At 61.3% G+C, this 18,775-nt stretch carries 17 protein-coding genes and 1 other RNA gene; 14 read left to right on the top strand and 4 right to left on the bottom strand.

Annotated features, from left to right (window positions below; all coding sequences use genetic code 11):
- Nucleotides 1-66: 66 nt before the first annotated feature.
- The 4 genes from FIV35_RS14150 to FIV35_RS14135 all read right to left on the bottom strand — a co-directional run bounded on the left by FIV35_RS14150 (nt 67) and on the right by FIV35_RS14135 (nt 3,513).
- Nucleotides 67-648, bottom strand: a complete 582-nt coding sequence (locus FIV35_RS14150) for a BON domain-containing protein (RefSeq protein ID WP_012722284.1) — start codon at nt 646-648, stop codon at nt 67-69.
- On the bottom strand, nt 645-1,238 hold the full coding sequence (locus FIV35_RS14145) for a phosphoheptose isomerase (RefSeq protein ID WP_007904374.1): 594 nt from the start codon (nt 1,236-1,238) through the stop codon (nt 645-647). Before FIV35_RS14145 ends, FIV35_RS14150 begins: the two co-directional genes overlap by 4 nt.
- A 92-nt stretch (nt 1,239-1,330) precedes the next feature.
- Nucleotides 1,331-1,702, bottom strand: a complete 372-nt coding sequence (locus FIV35_RS14140) for a YraN family protein (RefSeq protein WP_034111801.1) — start codon at nt 1,700-1,702, stop codon at nt 1,331-1,333.
- Complete coding sequence (locus FIV35_RS14135) at nt 1,702-3,513, bottom strand: penicillin-binding protein activator (protein ID WP_034137011.1); 1,812 nt, start codon at nt 3,511-3,513, stop codon at nt 1,702-1,704. The genes FIV35_RS14140 and FIV35_RS14135 overlap by 1 nt, the downstream gene beginning before the upstream one ends.
- Nucleotides 3,514-3,700: 187 nt before the next feature.
- Between FIV35_RS14135 and rsmI the strand changes: the two genes are divergently transcribed.
- From rsmI to FIV35_RS14065, 14 genes are all read left to right on the top strand, one after another.
- Complete coding sequence (gene rsmI, locus FIV35_RS14130; RefSeq protein ID WP_162276702.1) at nt 3,701-4,606, top strand: 16S rRNA (cytidine(1402)-2'-O)-methyltransferase; 906 nt, start codon at nt 3,701-3,703, stop codon at nt 4,604-4,606.
- A 96-nt stretch (nt 4,607-4,702) separates the two neighbouring features.
- An RNA gene (gene rnpB / locus FIV35_RS14125) (RNase P RNA component class A) lies at nt 4,703-5,056 on the top strand.
- A gap of 355 nt (nt 5,057-5,411) precedes the next feature.
- Nucleotides 5,412-5,867 (top strand): division/cell wall cluster transcriptional repressor MraZ, encoded by a 456-nt coding sequence (gene mraZ / locus FIV35_RS14120; RefSeq protein WP_003171868.1) that lies wholly within the window; start codon nt 5,412-5,414, stop codon nt 5,865-5,867.
- Nucleotides 5,864-6,811: a 16S rRNA (cytosine(1402)-N(4))-methyltransferase RsmH gene (gene rsmH / locus FIV35_RS14115; protein ID WP_034095955.1), complete on the top strand. Its 948-nt coding sequence runs from the start codon at nt 5,864-5,866 to the stop codon at nt 6,809-6,811. The genes mraZ and rsmH overlap by 4 nt, the downstream gene beginning before the upstream one ends.
- Complete coding sequence (gene ftsL, locus FIV35_RS14110; RefSeq protein ID WP_034095956.1) at nt 6,808-7,101, top strand: cell division protein FtsL; 294 nt, start codon at nt 6,808-6,810, stop codon at nt 7,099-7,101. The genes rsmH and ftsL overlap by 4 nt, the downstream gene beginning before the upstream one ends.
- On the top strand, nt 7,101-8,843 hold the full coding sequence (locus tag FIV35_RS14105; RefSeq protein WP_170245404.1) for a peptidoglycan D,D-transpeptidase FtsI family protein: 1,743 nt from the start codon (nt 7,101-7,103) through the stop codon (nt 8,841-8,843). The genes ftsL and FIV35_RS14105 overlap by 1 nt, the downstream gene beginning before the upstream one ends.
- On the top strand, nt 8,843-10,306 hold the full coding sequence (murE, locus tag FIV35_RS14100) for a UDP-N-acetylmuramoyl-L-alanyl-D-glutamate--2,6-diaminopimelate ligase (protein ID WP_034137013.1): 1,464 nt from the start codon (nt 8,843-8,845) through the stop codon (nt 10,304-10,306). Before FIV35_RS14105 ends, murE begins: the two co-directional genes overlap by 1 nt.
- Nucleotides 10,299-11,669: a UDP-N-acetylmuramoyl-tripeptide--D-alanyl-D-alanine ligase gene (locus tag FIV35_RS14095; protein WP_034137014.1), complete on the top strand. Its 1,371-nt coding sequence runs from the start codon at nt 10,299-10,301 to the stop codon at nt 11,667-11,669. The genes murE and FIV35_RS14095 overlap by 8 nt, the downstream gene beginning before the upstream one ends.
- The gene (mraY, locus tag FIV35_RS14090; RefSeq protein WP_034137015.1) at nt 11,669-12,751 is read left to right on the top strand and encodes a phospho-N-acetylmuramoyl-pentapeptide-transferase; all 1,083 of its coding nucleotides are present in this window, start codon (nt 11,669-11,671) and stop codon (nt 12,749-12,751) included. The genes FIV35_RS14095 and mraY overlap by 1 nt, the downstream gene beginning before the upstream one ends.
- A 6-nt stretch (nt 12,752-12,757) precedes the next feature.
- Nucleotides 12,758-14,104, top strand: a complete 1,347-nt coding sequence (gene murD, locus FIV35_RS14085) for a UDP-N-acetylmuramoyl-L-alanine--D-glutamate ligase (RefSeq protein ID WP_034137016.1) — start codon at nt 12,758-12,760, stop codon at nt 14,102-14,104.
- Entirely contained in the window at nt 14,101-15,324 is a 1,224-nt protein-coding gene (gene ftsW / locus FIV35_RS14080) for a putative lipid II flippase FtsW (protein WP_034137017.1), read from the top strand. The genes murD and ftsW overlap by 4 nt, the downstream gene beginning before the upstream one ends.
- A complete protein-coding gene (gene murG, locus FIV35_RS14075) occupies nt 15,314-16,384 on the top strand; it encodes an undecaprenyldiphospho-muramoylpentapeptide beta-N-acetylglucosaminyltransferase (RefSeq protein WP_034095963.1) in 1,071 nt (356 codons plus the stop codon). Before ftsW ends, murG begins: the two co-directional genes overlap by 11 nt.
- Nucleotides 16,377-17,822 (top strand): UDP-N-acetylmuramate--L-alanine ligase, encoded by a 1,446-nt coding sequence (gene murC, locus FIV35_RS14070; protein ID WP_034095964.1) that lies wholly within the window; start codon nt 16,377-16,379, stop codon nt 17,820-17,822. Before murG ends, murC begins: the two co-directional genes overlap by 8 nt.
- Nucleotides 17,819-18,775 (top strand): D-alanine--D-alanine ligase, encoded by a 957-nt coding sequence (locus FIV35_RS14065; protein ID WP_034137018.1) that lies wholly within the window; start codon nt 17,819-17,821, stop codon nt 18,773-18,775. The genes murC and FIV35_RS14065 overlap by 4 nt, the downstream gene beginning before the upstream one ends.

The raw sequence follows: 18,775 nt of genomic DNA, 5'->3' as shown, positions 1-18,775 counted from the left end.
AGCAGGCATTAAAAAGGGCGCCGTGCAATCCATGCACGGCGCCCTTTTTAGTGGGCGGCATTTACTTCAGTCGATGTACTCGAACACTTTCACAATCTTCTGTACGCCGGATACGCCTTGCACCAGGTTGGCCGCGCGAGTGGCTTCCGCCTGGGTCAGCAAGCCCATCAGGTAGACGATGCCGTTATCGGTGACGACCTTGATGCGCGAGCCTGGGATGGCGTTGTCCGTCAGCATCTGGGCCTTGATTTTGGTCGTCAGCAGCGCGTCGTTACTGATCGCCAGCAGGGTGATCGGGTCCATCACCTGCAATTCGTTGTGAACCTTCTTCACGCGCTGCACGGCCGCGGCGGCTTGTTCGGCCTGAGCCTTGAGGTCGGCGCGAGGTGTCTGGCCGGCCAGCAACACTACGCCGTTGAAGCTGGTGACGACGATGCGCGAGGCGCCATTGCCGAGGTCCGGCGCGGCCTTGGCGACGTTGACCTCGACCTTGGTTTCGATCAGTGAATCGTCGATCTTGCTGCCGAAGGTGCGCGTGCCCTTGTCGTCCTGGATGGGGGTGTCACGTGTCGCGGTGATTGCCGTGCTGCAGCCGCTGATGGCGAGGCACAGCGTGATGGCCAAAAGGCTGAGGCGGTTAACGGTCATTCTTCACTCCCGAACAGTTGGCTGTCGATCAGATCGCACAGGCAGTGGATCGCCAGCAGGTGGACTTCCTGAATACGTGCGGTGACATTGGCCGGAACGCGGATCTCCACATCTTCAGGCAGCAGCAACGAGGCCATGCCGCCGCCATCGCGTCCGGTCAATGCTACGACAATCATTTCGCGATCATGTGCGGCCTGGATCGCTTGAATAATATTCGCCGAGTTGCCACTGGTTGAAATCGCCAGCAGCACATCGCCCGGTTGGCCCAGGGCGCGGATCTGCTTGGAGAAGATTTCGTTGTAGCTGTAATCGTTGGCGATCGAGGTAATCGTCGACGAGTCGGTGGTCAGGGCGATGGCCGGCAGGCTCGGCCGCTCGCGCTCGAAGCGGTTGAGCAGCTCGGAGGAAAAGTGCTGGGCGTCGCCGGCCGAACCGCCATTGCCGCACGAAAGCATTTTGCCTTCGTTGAGCAAGGCATTGACCATGACCTGACTGGCTTGCTCGATGTGCGGTGCAAGTACGTCCATCGCCTGTTGCTTGGTGTCGATGCTGGCCTGGAAAAGCTGGCGAATTCGGGATTGCATGTCCATCTGTGTGACCTTAAGTAGCGCGGCTGTTTGGCACAGGAATGTGCAGCCCGCAAAGCAAAGAGCAAAAGTGTGTGGTGAAGATGTCCGGCGAATCAGCTGTCGAAGGCGTTCGGGAGCCAGTTCAGATCAGCGGTACCCGACGGTGTGCTTTCTATGGCAACCACATCGAAACGGCAGGGGGCGTCGGCCCAGCGATGCTCTTCTTGCAGAAAAAACTGCGCGGCGAGTATTAGCTTCTGACGCTTGCGCCCGTCGATACTGGCGAGCGCGCCACCCCATTGTGCGTGTTTTCTGTAGCGGACTTCGACGAATACTACTGTATCGCCGTCAAGCATGACCAGATCAAGCTCGCCGCGTTTACATAACCAGTTCTGCGCCAAAAGGCGCAGACCCTGTTGTTGCAGGTAGTTCAGAGCTTGAAGTTCGGCATCCTTGCCGCTTTGCGCACGGGACCGCTCGGGCATCAGCGCGGGGTGTCCGGCAGGCGCTGGATCTGACCACCGACGAACTTCGCCCACGGCATCTGGCGATCTACGCGTTGGTTGCCGCTGATTCCCAGGTTGCCCGAGAGACCGTCAATCCGAGTGTCCGGCAGCGCCTTGAGCTGGCCCAGGCGTGGCGCCAGACGATAGGCATCCACGCCCATCGCGTAGAGACGCCCGAGGCTGCCATTGGCTTGTGGCCATTGCGCGGCGACCTGGTTGCGCAGCGGGTCGGTGGTGTTGAGCAGCCAAGGGGTTTCACAGAACATCACGTTGGTCATGTCCAGGTACTGGTTCTTGTCGCCGCTGGCGCTGAATACGTGGGACGTCGCATACACGGGCACGTCGCCGGCGTACTGGAAGTTCAGGGTCGGTTTGATCTGCTGGGCCAGTTGCGGGGTCACGGCCAGGAAGATGAACTCGATGTCCTGGCGACGCGAAGGTTGTGCCGCCACATCGGTCCCGACCGTGTTTTGCAGGCTCTTGGCGCGGCCTTCGCTTTTACGCAGTTGGAACAGGTCGGCAATTTGCTGGGCCAGGGCAACCGGCTGGTCTACGTATTCCACACCCATCACCGTACCGCCATGAGCTTCCCAATCCTGACGGAAGGCTTTGTAGACCCGCTCACCCCATTCGCCACGCGGCACCATGGCGGCAGCGCGGTGCAGGCCATCGGCACGGGCACGACGCGATACTTCGCGGGCTTCGTCTTCGGCGGCCAGGCCGAACTGGAACAATTGCGGTGGTGCTTGATCGGTTTCGCTGTAGTTCAGCGCCAAGGTGGTGATCGGCAATTGAGGGCGCGCGCTGAGCTGTTTGACCAGTGGCTTCTCCAACGGACCGACCACCAGTTGCACGCCGGCGGCCTGGGCCTTGGCATAGAAATCGTCGATGGAGGTCAGGCGGGAACTGTCATAGAACTCGATGACCGGCGGCTTTTGCCCGGCCTGTTCGGCCTGGTAGTGAGCCGCCATGAAGCCTTCGCGCAACGCCTTGCCGACAGAAGCCAGCGGGCCGTCCTGTGGCAACAGCACGGCGATCTTGTTCAGGGGTTGGCTGGCCAGCTCCTTGAGCTTGATCAGTGGGGTCGGCAATTGCAACGCTGCCGGATGGTTCGGGTTCTGCGCGCGCCAGGTATCGATAGCGGCCTGCTGTTGCTCCAGGGTGCCGGCGGCCTTGACCGACTGCGCCAGGGTGATCCAGCCGTCGAGCACCGGGTTGCCGCTGGCTTGCAGTTGGTCGGCCGGCACGGCGGCAATCAGGACCCAGATGGCTTCATGGTTGCTATGGGCGGCGTCGCCGGTCAGCAATGGCGCCATGGCGACACGCTCGCGGGCGGCGGCCAGGGTCTGGCCGTCGGCCTCGTAAGCACGGGCATGCACGGTGCCGGTGCGAATCTGCTGTTCGGCCGGCAAGTCCTTGAGGTTCTGCAGGCTCGGGTGGCTCAGGGCGGTCAACGCGGCCTTCGGCTGGTTGCGGGTCATGGCCAGTTCGGCGGCCAGGGTGCTGGCGAATACTTGTGCGGCCGGTTTGAGAGCGTCCAGGGGCACTTGGGCAAGAATCTGCGACGAGCGGCCAGGGTTGTTCTGGTGATAGGCCATGTCCGCCGCGCTCAAGCGCAATAATGCCGCCTTTTCTGGCGTCTTGGCGGTCGTGGCCTGTTCGAGCAGTTGCTCGATACTGGCGTCCGGGGTCCGGGGGAGGTCGCCAAGGCTGGACGAGGGCGAGCTGGCACAGGCGGCCAGTAAGGCAGCGAGGCAGAGGGCGGAGAGCAGCCGCAGACAAGCGATCATGTAAGTGTTCCTGATACCGATCAAATTAGCGTGGAATTGTACCCAAGCACTGGCCCAGGCGCGATGTTACTGGCGTGAAACCGTCGATTTAGGTCGTGCAAATGTTGCTGATTGTGCGCTGTTGACCATTGGTGGCTGAAACATCATCGGTTTCGATGGCATATTTTCGAGGCATCTACGCGCTACAATGGATTTTTTGCCATTCATCGAGGTGTGCGTTTTGACTGCTCCAGGTTCCCTGAATTCCACTGCAGGCTCGCTTTTTGTCGTGGCGACGCCCATTGGCAACCTGGACGACATCAGTGCCCGCGCATTGAAAGTGTTGCGCGACGTTAAATTGATCGCGGCGGAAGATACTCGCCACTCCCAGCGGTTGATGCAGCATTTTGGCATCAGTACTCCTCTGGCCGCCTGCCACGAACACAACGAGCGCGAAGAGGGCAGCCGTTTTATCGTGCGTCTGCTGGCCGGCGATGACGTGGCGTTGATCTCCGATGCCGGCACGCCGCTGATCTCCGACCCTGGATATCATCTCGTCCGCCAAGCGCGCGCTGCAGGCATCAATATAGTGCCTGTTCCGGGGGCGTGCGCGCTGATCGCGGCTCTGTCAGCGGCTGGCCTGCCATCCGATCGTTTTATCTTCGAGGGTTTCCTGCCCGCCAAGGCCGTTGGGCGTCGTGCGCGCCTTGACGCGTTGAAAGAAGAACCGCGCACGCTGATTTTTTACGAAGCCCCGCACCGCATCTTGGAATGTCTGCAGGATATGGAGCTGGTGTTCGGCGGGGAGCGTCTTGCGTTGCTGGCGCGTGAGCTGACCAAAACCTTCGAGACCCTCAAAGGCCTGCCCCTGGAAGCGCTGCGTGCCTTTGTCGAAGGCGACAGCAATCAACAGCGTGGTGAGTGTGTGGTGCTGGTGGCGGGCTGGACGGCACCGGAAAGCGAGGATGCCGTCGGCAGCGAGGCCATGCGCGTGCTGGACTTGCTGCTCAAGGAGATGCCTCTCAAACGGGCCGCGGCTCTGGCGGCGGAAATTACCGGCGTGCGAAAGAACGTCCTGTATCAAGTGGCGCTGGATAAACAGAAAGCCGAATAGTTCCGGGTTGAATGCGGTATTTCGTCCGATGGTGATGGCAGTCGGGCACTTTTAATACTTGTCCTGAGGCCGTCGTGCCGTTAACCTGCGCGGCGGAGAGTCGATTGGACAGTCGCTGCCCTCTATGAAAATTAGGGGGGGGAGGAAAGTCCGGGCTCCATAGGGCGAAGTGCCAGGTAATGCCTGGGAGGCGTGAGCCTACGGAAAGTGCCACAGAAAATAACCGCCTAAGCACTTCGGTGCCGGTAAGGGTGAAAAGGTGCGGTAAGAGCGCACCGCACGACTGGCAACAGTTCGTGGCTAGGTAAACCCCACTTGGAGCAAGACCAAATAGGGTCCCAAGGCGTGGCCCGCGCTGGGACCGGGTAGGTTGCTAAAGATGTCCAGTGATGGCCATCGTAGACGAATGACTGTTCAAGACAGAACCCGGCTTATAGATCGACTCTCCACCTTATTTCCCTCTATCGGAATCTCGGGCAGAAAACCGGTAGTAACGCAAGAATCCCTCCCTGCCAAATCATTGGCAGATGCATCTTCGTAATACCAAAAAAATCTTACTCTTAATAAATCACTTTAACTTCAAGCAATAGCTCTATGAGCTTGCTGTGCTTGTTGGGTCAAAATTATCGCCGAACTCTGGTTTCTCCTCCTTTTACGCTCCTAAATCTCCGTTCTGTAAGGCTTTTCCTTGAATCCGTGCCTTGACGGTGTGGTGGGCGCATTCCTATAGTGTGCGCAAGTGGCGGAAAGTGGCACAAAGTGGGTTTTTTGAACGTAAAACGCTAAAATTTGGAGAAACGCATCTGTGTTTCGCGGAGCTAACGCTATCAGTCTCGACGCAAAGGGCCGTCTCGCTATGCCGAGCCGGTATCGCGACGAGCTGATTTCGAGAAGTTCCGGCCAGTTGATCATCACTATTGATGCCGTTGACCCTTGTTTATGTGTTTACCCCCTCGACGAGTGGGAGTTGATTGAAACCAAGTTGCGCGCCTTGCCTTCATTACGCGAAGAGAACCGCCGCCTGCAGCGTTTGCTGATCGGCAATGCCGTCGACCTCGAGCTCGATGGCAGCGGTCGTTTCCTGGTGCCACCGCGTCTGCGCGAGTACGCCAAGCTCGATAAGCGGGCCATGTTGGTCGGCCAACTGAACAAGTTCCAATTGTGGGACGAAGATGCCTGGGATGCTGTTTCTGCAGCTGACCTGGCTGCTATTCAACAACCGGGCGCCATGCCTGACGAACTGCGTGATTTGATCCTGTGACTATTGATAGCGGCTTTAACCACATCACCGTACTGCTTGACGAAGCCGTTGAGGCTCTCGCCGTACGCGCGGATGGCTGCTATTTGGATGGCACGTTCGGCAGGGGCGGGCACAGCCGGCTGATTCTCAGTCAGCTCGGGCCGGATGGGAAACTCCTCGGGTTCGACAAAGACCCTCAAGCGATTGCCACCGGGCAAGCGCTAGCGGCCGAAGACGGCCGCTTTGTCGTTGTGCAGCGCAGCTTTGCCGAGCTGGGTGCCGAAGTGGCGGAGCGTGGCATGGCAGGCAAGGTGGCCGGGGTGCTACTCGACTTGGGCGTTTCTTCTCCACAGCTCGATGACCCGGAGCGCGGCTTCAGCTTCATGAACGACGGCCCGCTCGATATGCGCATGGACCCCACCCGGGGCGTCAGTGCCGCACAGTTCATCGCCACCGCACCGGTGGAAGAAATCGCCCGTGTATTCAAGGAGTATGGTGAAGAGCGCTTCGCCGGTCGCATGGCTCGTGCCGTGGTTGAGCGCCGCGAAATCCAGCCGTTCGAGCGCACCGCCGACCTGGCCGAAGTGCTGAAAGTCGCCAACCCCGCCTGGGAAAAGGGCAAGAACCCGGCAACCCGTGCATTCCAGGGCCTGCGTATCCACGTCAATAACGAACTGGGCGATCTTGAGGCCGGCCTGGAGGCTGCCCTCGATGCGCTGGAAGTGGGCGGTCGCCTGGTGGTGATCAGCTTCCACTCTCTGGAAGACCGTATCGTTAAACTGTTTATGCGCCGCCTGGTCAAGGGCGAGTCCGACAACCTGCCGCGCAACCTGCCGGTACGGTTCGAAGCTTTTGTGCCGAAAATCAAAATCCATGGCAAAGCGCAGTTCGCTTCCGAAGCTGAACTCAAGGCCAACCCGCGTGCCCGCAGTGCTGTTATGCGTGTTGCGGAGAAGCTGCGGTGAGCAAGCTTTTCGCCAAGCCCCTCCCGGGCGGCAGCTTCTTTATGTTGCTGCTGTTCATCGGCGTACTGGTGTCCGCGATTGCGGTGTCCTACAGCGCCCACTGGAACCGCCAACTGCTCAACACTCTATATGGGGAGTTGAGTGTGCGTGACAAAGCCCAAGCCGAGTGGGGCCGGTTGATCCTGGAGCAAAGTACCTGGACGGCCCACAGTCGTATCGAAGTGCTGGCCACCGAGCAACTGAAAATGCACATCCCGAGCGCGGCTGACGTGCGGATGGTGGCGCCATGATGAAGCTTGAAGGCGCACTGTACCCATGGCGCTTCCGCCTGGTGCTCGGTTTGCTGGCGCTGATGGTGGGGGCGATCGCCTGGCGCATCGTTGATCTGCAAGTGGTCGATCGCGACTTTCTGATCGGTCAGGGCGATGCCCGCAGTCTGCGTCATATTCCTATTCCTGCGCACCGTGGCCTGATCACCGACCGCAACGGCGAACCCTTGGCTGTCAGTACGCCAGTGACCACCCTCTGGGCTAATGCCAAGGAATTGCAAGTCGCCAAGGACCGCTGGCCGGCCCTCGCCGCCGCCCTTGGCCAAGACCCCAAGGCCCTGGCTGAGCGTCTGGAAGCCCAGGCCAATAAAGAGTTCATCTATCTGGTGCGCGGTCTGACCCCTGAGCAGGGCCAGCAGGTGCTCGACCTTAAGGTCCCCGGTGTCTACGGCATCGAGGAATTCCGTCGTTTCTACCCGGCCGGTGAAACCACCGCCCACATGGTGGGTTTCACCGACATCGACGACCATGGCCGCGAAGGCGTAGAGCTGGCCTACGATGAATGGCTCGCCGGGGTTCCCGGCAAGCGACAAGTCATCAAGGATCGGCGTGGCAGGTTGATCAAGGATGTCCAGGTCACCAAAAACGCCAAGGCCGGTAAGCCCTTGGCGTTGTCGATTGACCTGCGTTTGCAATACCTGGCCAACCGTGAACTGCGTAACGCGATCATCGAAAACGGCGCCAAGGCCGGCAGCCTGGTGATCATGGATGTGAAGACCGGCGAAATCCTCGCCATGGTGAACCAGCCTACCTACAACCCGAACAACCGTCGCAACCTGCAACCGGCGATGATGCGCAACCGCGCGATGATCGACGTGTTCGAGCCGGGTTCGACCATGAAAGCCATCTCCATGAGTGCCGCCCTCGAAACCGGGCGCTGGAAGCCCAGCGACAAGGTCGAGGTCTACCCGGGCACGCTGCAGTTGGGCAAGTACACCATTCGTGACGTTTCCCGTACCGAAGGTCCGGTGCTGGATCTGACCGGCATCCTGATCAACTCCAGTAACGTGGGCATGAGTAAAGTCGCCTTCGATATCGGCGGCGAAACCATCTACCACCTGGCGCAGAAGATTGGCCTGGGCCAGCCCACCGGCCTGGACTTCCCGGGCGAGCGTGTCGGTAACCTGCCGAACTACCGCGACTGGAAAAAAGCCGAGACCGCCACCTTGTCCTACGGCTATGGCCTGTCGGTGACTGCAATCCAACTGGCTCACGCCTTCTCTGTGCTGGCCAACAATGGCCGCATGGTGCCGTTGAGCCTGATCCACGTCGATGAAGCGCCGAAAGCGACCCAGGTGATCCCGGAGAATGTCGCCAAAACCATGCAGGGTATGCTGCAGCAAGTGATCGAGGCGCCGCGCGGTGTATTCCGTGCCCAGGTGCCGGCGTATCACGTAGCCGGCAAATCTGGTACCGCGCGTAAGACGTCGGTGGGTACCAAGGGGTACGCCGAGAACTCGTACCGTTCGCTGTTCGCTGGCTTCGGCCCAATGAGCGATCCGCGCTACGCCATCGTCGTGGTGATCGATGAGCCGAGTAAGGCTGGATATTTCGGTGGCCTGGTCTCCGCGCCGGTGTTCAGCAAAGTGATGTCCGGCACCCTGCGCTTGATGAACATCACCCCGGACAACCTGCCGCCCACCCAACAAGCGAACGCCGGGCCACCGGCCGCTGCCGCAAAAGCCAATGGAGGGCGCGGCTGATGTCTCTGAGTTTGAACAAGATCTTCGCCCACGCCGGTCGCGACCTATTGATTCGTGAGCTGACTCTGGACAGCCGCAATGTACGTGCCGGTGACCTGTTCCTGGCCGTGCCGGGTGGCAAGCTTGACGGTCGTGCACACATTGCCGATGCGTTGCAACGTGGTGCCGCCGCCGTGGCTTATGAAGCCGAAGGCGCCACCGTGCTGCCGATCACCGACGTGCCGCTGATTCCGGTCAAGGGGCTGGCCAAGCAACTGTCGGATATCGCCGGGCGTTTTTATGGCGAACCTAGCCGCCACCTCAACCTGGTGGGCGTGACCGGTACCAATGGCAAGACCAGCGTGACCCAATTGGTTGCCCAGGCCCTTGACCTGCTGGGCCAGCATTGCGGGATTGTCGGCACCCTGGGGACCGGTTTCTATGGCGCGCTGCAAAGCGGCCTGCACACCACCCCGAACCCGATTGCCGTGCAAGCGACCCTGGCCGACCTGAAAAAGGCCGGTGCCAAGGCCGTGGCCATGGAAGTCTCGTCCCACGGGCTGGATCAAGGCCGCGTCAGCGCCCTGGCGTTCGATGTGGCGGTGATGACCAACCTGTCCCGCGACCATTTGGATTACCACGGCACCATGGAGGCTTACGCCGCCGCCAAGGCCAAGCTGTTCGCCTGGAATGATCTCAAGTGCCGGGTGGTGAACCTGGACGATGACTTCGGTCGCCAATTGGCCGCCGAAGACAGCGAAGCGCGCCTGATCAGCTACAGCCTGCACGATTCAAGTGCCTACCTGTATTGCCGCGAAGCCCAGTTCAACGACGAAGGCGTGCGCGCCACCCTGGTGACACCTCAGGGCGAACATCACCTGCGCAGTACATTGCTCGGCCGGTTCAACCTGAGCAACGTACTGGCTGCCATCGGCGCGTTGCTGGGCCTGGACTACGCCCTCGACGAAATTTTAAAAGTACTGCCGAAGCTGGAAGGCCCGGCCGGCCGTATGCAGCGTCTGGGTGGCGGCAAACAGCCGCTGGTGGTGGTCGATTACGCCCACACGCCGGACGCCCTGGAAAAAGTCCTCGAAGCGCTGCGCCCCCACGCCAAGGGCAAATTACTGTGCCTGTTCGGCTGCGGCGGTGATCGTGATCGCGGCAAGCGCCCGCTGATGGCCGAGATTGTTGAACGTCTGGCTGACGGTGTGTTGGTCACCGATGACAACCCGCGCAGCGAGAACCCGAGCCAGATCTTCGACGATATCCGTGCAGGCTTCAAAGACGTATCCAAGGCCACCTTCGTTGCCGGCCGCGGTGCCGCCATCGCCCAACTGATCGCCGGCGCCAGCGCCGACGATGTGGTGGTACTGGCCGGTAAAGGCCACGAGGACTATCAGGAAATCAACGGCGAGCGGCATGCCTTTTCCGATCTGGTCGAGGCTGATCACGCTTTGAGCGCCTGGGAGGTTGCCCATGCTTAAGCCGATGCGCTTCAGTGAGCTGACCCAGGCCCTGTCGGGCCGCATGTTGTCGAGCGACTGCCGCTTCGACGGTGTCAGCATCGACAGCCGTGCCATCCAGCCAGGACAACTGTTTGTTGCGCTGGCCGGCCCGCGCTTTGATGGCCACGACTACCTGAATGACGTCGCCGCCAAAGGCGCCGTGGGGGCCTTGGTGCAGCGCGAAGTGCCGGAGTCGAGCCTGCCGCAGTTGCTGGTTGCCGATACCCGCTTGGCCCTGGGCCAACTGGGCGCACTCAACCGTGCCGCGTTCGATAAGCCCGTGGCTGCCATCACCGGTTCCAGCGGCAAGACCACGGTCAAGGAACTGCTCGCCGGTGTCTTGCGCACCCGTGGCCCGGTACTCGCTACCCGTGGCAACTTGAACAATGATTTCGGCGCGCCGCTGACCCTGCTCGAACTGGCCCCGGAACACACGGCGGCGGTGATCGAGCTGGGTGCCTCGCGCATCGGCGAAATCGCCTACACCGTCGCACTGACCAAGCCTCACGTCGCGATCATCAACAACGCCGGTACTGCTCACGTCGGTGAATTCGGCGGTCCGGAAAAGATCGTCGAAGCCAAAGGAGAAATTCTTGAGGGCCTGGACGCTTCGGGCACGGCGGTGCTGAACCTGGACGACAAAGCCTTCGAGACCTGGCGTGTCCGCGCCGCCGGCCGCAAGGTCCTGACCTTTGCTGTGCTGAATGCAGCGGCGGATTTCCACGCATCCGACATCTCGGTGGATGCACGGGGTTGCCCGTCGTTCACCTTGCACACGCCCACAGGCAGCGAGCACGTACAGCTGAATCTGTTGGGCAATCACAACGTTGCCAATGCCCTGGCCGCCGCCGCCGCCGCCCATGCCCTGGGCATATCGCTGTTCGGTATCGCCACGGGGCTGGGCGCTGTGCAACCCGTCAAGGGCCGCACCGTGGCGCAGTTGGCCATCAACGGTATGCGCGTGATCGACGACACCTATAACGCCAACCCCTCTTCCATCAACGCTGCGGTCGACCTGCTCAAAGGGTTCGCCGGGCGCAAGGTGCTGGTGCTGGGCGATATCGGCGAACTGGGCGACTGGGCCGAGCAGGGGCATCGCGAAGTCGGTGCCTACGCGGCGGGCAAAGTCGATGCGCTGTACGCCGTCGGTCCGAACATGGCCCACGCCGTCGTCGCCTTCGGCCCCGGTGCCAGGCATTTCGCCAGTCAAGCCGAGTTGATCCAGGCCATCGGCGCGGCCGAACACGATAAAAACACAACCATTTTGATCAAGGGATCGCGCAGCGCGGTGATGGAAAACGTCGTCGTGGCCTTGTGTGGCTCAAGTACGGAGAAACATTAATGCTGCTGCTGCTGGCTGAGTATCTGCAACAGTTCCACAAAGGCTTCGCGGTCTTCCAGTACCTGACCCTGCGCGGGATTCTAGGTGTGCTGACCGCGTTGTGTTTGTCGCTGTTCCTCGGGCCGTGGATGATCCGCACCCTGCAGAACCTGCAAATTGGTCAATCGGTTCGCAATGACGGCCCGCAGTCGCACCTGTCCAAATCCGGCACGCCGACCATGGGCGGCGCGCTGATCCTGTCGTCCATCGGTGTCAGCACTTTGCTGTGGGCTGACCTGAATAACCGTTACGTATGGGTGGTGTTGCTGGTGACCCTGCTGTTCGGTGCCATCGGCTGGGTGGACGACTACCGCAAGGTGATCGAGAAGAACTCCAAGGGGTTGCCAAGCCGCTGGAAGTATTTCTGGCAATCGGTATTCGGCCTGGGCGCGGCGATCTTCCTGTACATGACGGCCCCAAGCGCGGTGGAAACCACGCTGATTCTGCCCATGCTCAAAGACGCCAGCATTCCCCTGGGCATCGGTTTCGTGGTGCTGACCTACTTCGTGATCGTCGGCTCCAGCAACGCCGTCAACCTCACCGATGGCCTCGACGGCCTGGCGATCATGCCGACGGTAATGGTGGGCGGTGCGCTCGGCATCTTCTGCTACCTGTCGGGTAACGTGAAATTCGCTGAATACCTGCTGATCCCTTATGTACCGGGGGCGGGCGAGCTGATCGTGTTCTGTGGCGCGCTGATCGGTGCGGGGCTTGGGTTCCTGTGGTTCAACACCTACCCGGCCCAAGTCTTCATGGGCGACGTCGGCGCACTGGCGCTGGGCGCGGCCCTGGGCACCATCGCGGTGATCGTTCGCCAGGAAATCGTGCTGTTCATCATGGGCGGTGTGTTCGTGATGGAAACCCTGTCGGTGGTCATCCAGGTGGCGTCTTTCAAATTGACCGGGCGCCGCGTGTTCCGCATGGCGCCGATTCACCACCACTTTGAACTCAAGGGCTGGCCCGAGCCGCGCGTGATTGTCCGCTTCTGGATCATCACCGTGATTCTGGTGCTGATCGGCCTTGCCACCCTGAAACTGAGGTAGAAACGAGTGTCCCTGATCGCTTCAGACCACTTCCGCATCGTTGTCGGCCTCGGCAAGAGCGGCATGTCCCTGGTTCGCTTCCTGGCGAACCGGGGCACGTCGTTCGCCGTGGCCGATACGCGGGAAAATCCACCGGAGCTGGTCACGCTGCGCCGTGACTACCCGCACGTGGAAGTGCGTTGTGGCGAACTGGATGTCGAATTTCTGTGCCGCGCCGACGAACTCTACGTGAGCCCCGGCCTGGCCCTGGCGACTCCGGCCCTGCAAGCGGCTGCGGCTCACGGCGTGAAGCTGTCCGGCGATATCGACCTGTTTGCGCGCAATGCCAAGGCGCCGATTGTAGCCATCAGCGGTTCCAACGCGAAAAGTACCGTCACCACCCTGGTTGGCGACATGGCGGCAGCGGCCGGCAAACGCGTGGCCGTGGGCGGCAACCTCGGCACACCCGCGCTGGACCTGCTCAGCGATGACATCGAGCTGTACGTGATGGAGCTGTCGAGCTTCCAACTGGAGACCACCCACGACCTCGGTGCCGAAGTGGCCACCGTGTTGAACGTGAGTGAAGACCATATGGACCGCTATAGCGGCCTACCGGCGTATCACCTGGCCAAGCACCGGATTTTCCGCGGCGCCAGGCAAGTGGTGGTCAACCGTCAGGATGCCTTGAGCCGTCCGTTGATGGGCGAGGGCCTGCCGTGCTGGACCTTCGGCCTGGGCAAACCCGACTTCAAGGCCTTCGGCATTCGTGAAGAGAACGGCGAGAAATACCTGGCCTTCGAATTCCAGAACCTGATGCCGGTGCGCGAGTTGAAAATCCGTGGTGCCCACAACCAATCGAACGCCCTGGCGGCACTGGCGCTCGGGCATGCCGTGGGGTTGCCGTTCGACGCCATGCTCTCGACCCTGCGCACTTTCGCCGGGCTTGAGCACCGCTGCCAGTGGCTGCGTGACTTGGACGGTGTTAGCTATTACAACGACTCCAAGGCCACCAATGTCGGTGCCGCGCTGGCCGCCATTGAGGGCCTGGGTGCCGATATCGACGGCAAGCTGGTGCTGATCGCCGGTGGCGACGGCAAAGGCGCCGACTTCAAGGATCTCAAGGCACCGGTGGGCGCCCACTGCCGCGCCGTGGTGTTGCTGGGCCGTGATGCCGAGCTGATCGCCGCCGCCCTCGGTGACGCGGTGCCGCAGATTCGCGTGGCCTCCCTGGACGAAGCCGTCCTGCAAGGCAAAGCCCTGGCCCAACCCGGTGACGCCGTTCTGTTGTCGCCGGCCTGTGCCAGCCTGGACATGTTCAAGAACTACGAAGAGCGCGGCCAGCTGTTCGCTCGCGCCGTGGAGGCCTTGGCATGAACCTGAACCTGAGAAACATCATCAAGCCGTACCCGTCGCCGATCATTACCGGGCGCGGTATCGACCTGGATTTCCCAATGCTCGCCGGTTGCCTGGCGCTGCTAGGCCTGGGCTTGGTGATGATCACTTCGGCGTCTTCCGAAGTCGCCGCCGTGCAGTCCGGCAACACCCTCTACATGATGATCCGCCATCTGGTGTACCTGGTGATCGGTATCGGTGCCTGCATCGTGACCATGATGATCCCCATCGCCACTTGGCAGCGCCTGGGCTGGTTGATGCTGATCGGCGCGTTCGGCTTGCTGGTGATGGTGATCCTGCCGGGCATCGGTCGCGAGGTAAACGGCTCGATGCGCTGGATCGGTTTCGGCGCGTTCAACGTGCAACCCTCGGAAATCGCCAAGGTGTTCGTGGTGATCTACCTGGCTGGCTATCTGGTGCGACGTCAGAAGGAAGTGCGCGAGAGTTGGATGGGGTTCTTCAAGCCATTCATCGTGCTGTTGCCCATGGCCGGCCTGTTGCTGATGGAACCCGACTTCGGCGCCACCGTGGTGATGATGGGTGCGGCGGCGGCGATGCTGTTCCTTGGCGGTGTGGGTCTGTTCCGATTCACCTTGATGGTGGTGCTGGCGGTGGCGGCCGTGACGATTCTGGTGCAGGCGCAACCCTACCGGATGGCGCGTCTGATCACCTTTACCGACCCATGGTCCGACCAGTTCGGTTCCGGCTACCAGCTGACCCAGGCGTTGATCGCTTTCGGTCGCGGCGAGTGGCTTGGCGTTGGCCTGGGCAACAGCGTACAGAAGCAGTTCTACCTGCCCGAAGCCCATACGGACTTCGTGTTCTCGGTACTCGCCGAAGAGCTCGGCGTAGTGGGCTCGCTGTGCACTGTTGCGCTGTTCGTGTTCGTGTGTGTACGCGGCATGTATATCGGCTTGTGGGCCGAGAAGGCCAAACAATATTTCGCCGCGTATGTGGCGTACGGCTTGTCGTTCCTGTGGATCGGCCAGTTCCTGATCAATATCGGTGTGAACGTCGGTCTGTTGCCGACCAAAGGGCTGACCTTGCCGTTCCTCAGCTACGGCGGCAGTTCCTTGGTGATTTGCTGCGCGTGCCTGGGTTTGTTGCTGCGTATCGAGTGGGAGAGTCGCACCCACCTGGGCAGCGAAGAGATGGAATTCAGCGAAAGCGACTTCGCCGAGGAGCCGACCCATGGGCGCTAATGTGCTGATCATGGCGGGCGGCACCGGGGGCCATGTGTTCCCGGCCCTGGCGTGTGCGCGGGAATTCCAGAGCCGCGGCTACACGGTGCACTGGCTGGGGACACCGCGCGGTATCGAGAACGAATTGGTGCCTAACGCTGGGTTGCCGCTGCACCTGATCAACGTCAGCGGCCTACGTGGCAAGAGCAAGTTGTCCTTGCTCAAAGCGCCGTTTGTGTTGCTCAAGGCGGTGTGGCAAGCGCGCAAGGTTATCCGTGAGTTGAAGCCTGTCTGCGTGCTTGGCTTTGGCGGTTACGTGACCGGCCCCGGCGGCGTTGCGGCCCGGCTCGCCGGTGTACCGGTGATCGTCCACGAACAGAATGCCGTGGCCGGCACCGCCAACCGCCTGCTGGTGCCGCTGGCGGCGCGGGTGTGTGAGGCGTTCCCGAACACCTTTGGCTTGTCGAGCAAACGCCGCACCACCGGCAACCCGGTGCGTACCGAGCTGTTCATGGGCATCGCTCGCGATGCCTTGGCCGGGCGCAAGGCGCACCTGTTGATCCTGGGCGGAAGCCTGGGCGCTGAACCACTGAACAAATTGCTGCCCGAAGCCGTGGCACAACTGCCGTTGGAGCTACGCCCGGAGATCTTTCACCAGGCCGGCAAAAACCACGATGAAGTCACCGCCGCGCGTTATCGCGAAGCCGGTGTGGAGGCCAACGTACAGCCTTTCATCAAAGACATGGCCCATGCCTATGGCTGGGCCGACCTGGTGGTTTGTCGCGCTGGTGCGCTGACCGTCAGTGAACTGGCCGCCGCCGGTCTGCCGTCCTTGCTGGTGCCTCTGCCCCATGCGATTGACGATCACCAGACCCGCAACGCCGAATATTTGGCCGGGGAGGGCGCTGCCTTCCTGCTGCCGCAAAGAACGACTGGCGCCGCCGATTTGGCCGCACGCCTGACCGAGGTTTTGATGCAACCGGAACGACTTAACAGCATGGCGAGCACCGCAAGCCGCCTGGCCAAACCTGAAGCAACCCGCACCGTGGTCGATATCTGCCTGGAGGTGGCCCATGGTTGAGAATCAGAAAGCCATGCCGCAGCCGGAAATGCGCCGTATCCGTCGCATTCACTTCGTCGGAATCGGCGGCGTGGGTATGTGCGGCATTGCCGAAGTGCTGCTCAACCTGGGCTATCAGGTGTCCGGTTCGGATTTGAAAGAATCCCAGGTCACCGACCGCCTCAAATCCTTCGGTGCGCAGATCTTTATCGGCCACCGTGCCGAGAACGCCGCCGAGGCCGATGTGCTGGTGGTGTCCAGCGCGGTGAACACAGCTAACCCGGAAGTGGCCACCGCCCTTGAACGTCGTATTCCCGTGGTGCCGCGCGCCGAGATGCTCGCCGAGCTGATGCGCTATCGCCACGGCATCGCGGTCGCCGGTACCCATGGCAAAACCACCACCACCAGCCTGATCGCCTCGGTGTTCGCCGCCGGTGGCCTGGACCCGACGTTTGTGATCGGCGGCCGTCTGAATGCAGCCGGCACCAACGCCCAGCTTGGCACCAGCCGCTACCTGATCGCCGAAGCCGACGAAAGCGACGCCAGCTTCCTGCATCTGCAACCGCTGGTGGCTGTGGTCACCAACATCGACGCCGACCACATGGCGACCTACGACGGTGACTTCAACAAGCTGAAGAAAACCTTCGTCGAGTTCCTCCACAACCTGCCGTTCTACGGCTTGGCGGTGGTGTGCCTGGACGACCCTGTAGTGCGCGAGATCCTGCCGCTGGTCAAACGCCCGACCGTCACTTACGGCTTCAGCGAAGATGCCGACGTGCGTGCGATCAATGTGCGTCAGGAAGGCATGCAAACCTTCTTCACCGTACTGCGTCCGGACCGTGAGCCGTTGGATGTGTCGGTGAACATGCCGGGTAACCACAACGTATTGAACTCCCTGGCGACCATCTGCATTGCTTCCGATGAAGGCGTCAGCGATGAAGCAATTGTCGAAGGTCTGTCGCGCTTTGCCGGTGTGGGCCGGCGCTTCCAGGTCTACGGCCAACTGCCGGTAGAGGGCGGCGACGTGATGCTGGTGGACGACTATGGTCACCACCCGACCGAAGTAGCCGCCGTGATCAAGGCCGTGCGCGGTGGCTGGCCGGAGCGTCGCCTGGTGATGGTGTACCAGCCGCACCGCTACAGCCGTACCCGCGATCTATACGATGACTTCGTCAATGTATTGGCCGATGCCAACGTGCTGCTGCTGATGGAGGTCTACCCGGCCGGTGAAGAACCGATCCCGGGCGCCGACAGCCGCAAGCTGTGCAACAGCATCCGCCAGCGTGGCCAGTTGGACCCGATCTACATCGAGCGCGGTGTGGACCTGGCGCCAATCGTCAAACCGCTGCTGCGTGCCGGTGACATTCTGCTGTGCCAGGGCGCCGGTGACATCGGTGGCCTTGCCCCTAAATTGCTGGCGAGCCCGCTCTTCGCCGCTGCCCAGGGGAAGTCGAAATGATCACGAACTACGAAGCCCTGTTTTCCACCGTCAGCCCTGCCGACTTCGGCCGCGTGGCGGTGTTGTTTGGCGGTAAGAGCGCCGAGCGTGAAGTGTCACTCAAGTCCGGCAACGCCGTGCTCAAAGCCCTGCAAAGCGCCGGCGTGAATGCGTTCGGGATTGATGTGGGCGATGATTTCCTCGCGCGCCTGTTGGCCGAAAAAATCGACCGCGCCTTTATCATCCTGCACGGTCGCGGCGGTGAAGACGGCAGCATGCAGGGCCTGTTGGAGTGCGCCGGCATTCCCTACACCGGCAGCGGCATCCTCGCCTCGGCATTGGCCATGGACAAGCTGCGCACCAAGCAGGTGTGGCACAGCCTGGGTATTCCCACCCCGCGTCACAGTGTTCTGTGCAGCGAAGCCGATTGTATTTCTGCAGTCGAGGAACTGGGCACTCCTTTGATCGTCAAACCTGCCCATGAAGGCTCCAGTATCGGCATGGCCAAAGTGAACTCGGCCGCCGAATTGATCGACGCATGGAAAGCGGCAAGTACCTACGATTCGCAAGTGTTGGTGGAACAGTGGATTTCCGGTCCCGAGTACACCATCGCCACCCTGCGTGGCCAGGTATTGCCGCCCATCGCATTGGGCACCCCCCACACCTTTTACGACTACGACGCCAAGTACCTGGCTTCCGATACCCAGTACCGGATCCCGTGCGGCCTCGACGCAAACAAAGAACAGGAATTGATGGACCTTACGGCGAAAGCTTGTGAGGCGCTGGGTATCGCCGGTTGGGCGCGGGCAGACGTGATGCAGGACGACCAAGGCAACTTCTGGTTCCTTGAAGTCAACACCGCACCAGGCATGACCGATCACAGCCTGGTACCGATGGCTGCCCGTGCCGCTGGTCTGGACTTCCAGCAGTTGGTGCTGGCGATCCTGGCCGCCAGCATCGAGGCAAGAGGCTAA

Origin of the sequence: Pseudomonas rhodesiae, assembly GCF_007858255.1 — a bacterium.
GTDB lineage: Bacteria > Pseudomonadota > Gammaproteobacteria > Pseudomonadales > Pseudomonadaceae > Aquipseudomonas > Aquipseudomonas rhodesiae.
Note: the sequence above shows the minus strand (reverse complement) of the source record. Positions and strands in the feature narration are given on the sequence as shown.

Coding starts and splice junctions, on each gene's coding strand:
- FIV35_RS14150 (WP_012722284.1), bottom strand. CDS start 648: ATGACCGTTAACCGCCTCAGCCTTTTGGCCATCACGCTGTGCCTCGCC.
- FIV35_RS14145 (WP_007904374.1), bottom strand. CDS start 1,238: ATGGACATGCAATCCCGAATTCGCCAGCTTTTCCAGGCCAGCATCGAC.
- FIV35_RS14140 (WP_034111801.1), bottom strand. CDS start 1,702: ATGCCCGAGCGGTCCCGTGCGCAAAGCGGCAAGGATGCCGAACTTCAA.
- FIV35_RS14135 (WP_034137011.1), bottom strand. CDS start 3,513: ATGATCGCTTGTCTGCGGCTGCTCTCCGCCCTCTGCCTCGCTGCCTTA.
- rsmI (WP_162276702.1), top strand. CDS start 3,701: ATGGATTTTTTGCCATTCATCGAGGTGTGCGTTTTGACTGCTCCAGGT.
- FIV35_RS14105 (WP_170245404.1), top strand. CDS start 7,101: ATGAAGCTTGAAGGCGCACTGTACCCATGGCGCTTCCGCCTGGTGCTC.
- murE (WP_034137013.1), top strand. CDS start 8,843: ATGTCTCTGAGTTTGAACAAGATCTTCGCCCACGCCGGTCGCGACCTA.
- FIV35_RS14095 (WP_034137014.1), top strand. CDS start 10,299: ATGCTTAAGCCGATGCGCTTCAGTGAGCTGACCCAGGCCCTGTCGGGC.
- mraY (WP_034137015.1), top strand. CDS start 11,669: ATGCTGCTGCTGCTGGCTGAGTATCTGCAACAGTTCCACAAAGGCTTC.
- ftsW (WP_034137017.1), top strand. CDS start 14,101: ATGAACCTGAACCTGAGAAACATCATCAAGCCGTACCCGTCGCCGATC.
- murG (WP_034095963.1), top strand. CDS start 15,314: ATGGGCGCTAATGTGCTGATCATGGCGGGCGGCACCGGGGGCCATGTG.
- murC (WP_034095964.1), top strand. CDS start 16,377: ATGGTTGAGAATCAGAAAGCCATGCCGCAGCCGGAAATGCGCCGTATC.
- FIV35_RS14065 (WP_034137018.1), top strand. CDS start 17,819: ATGATCACGAACTACGAAGCCCTGTTTTCCACCGTCAGCCCTGCCGAC.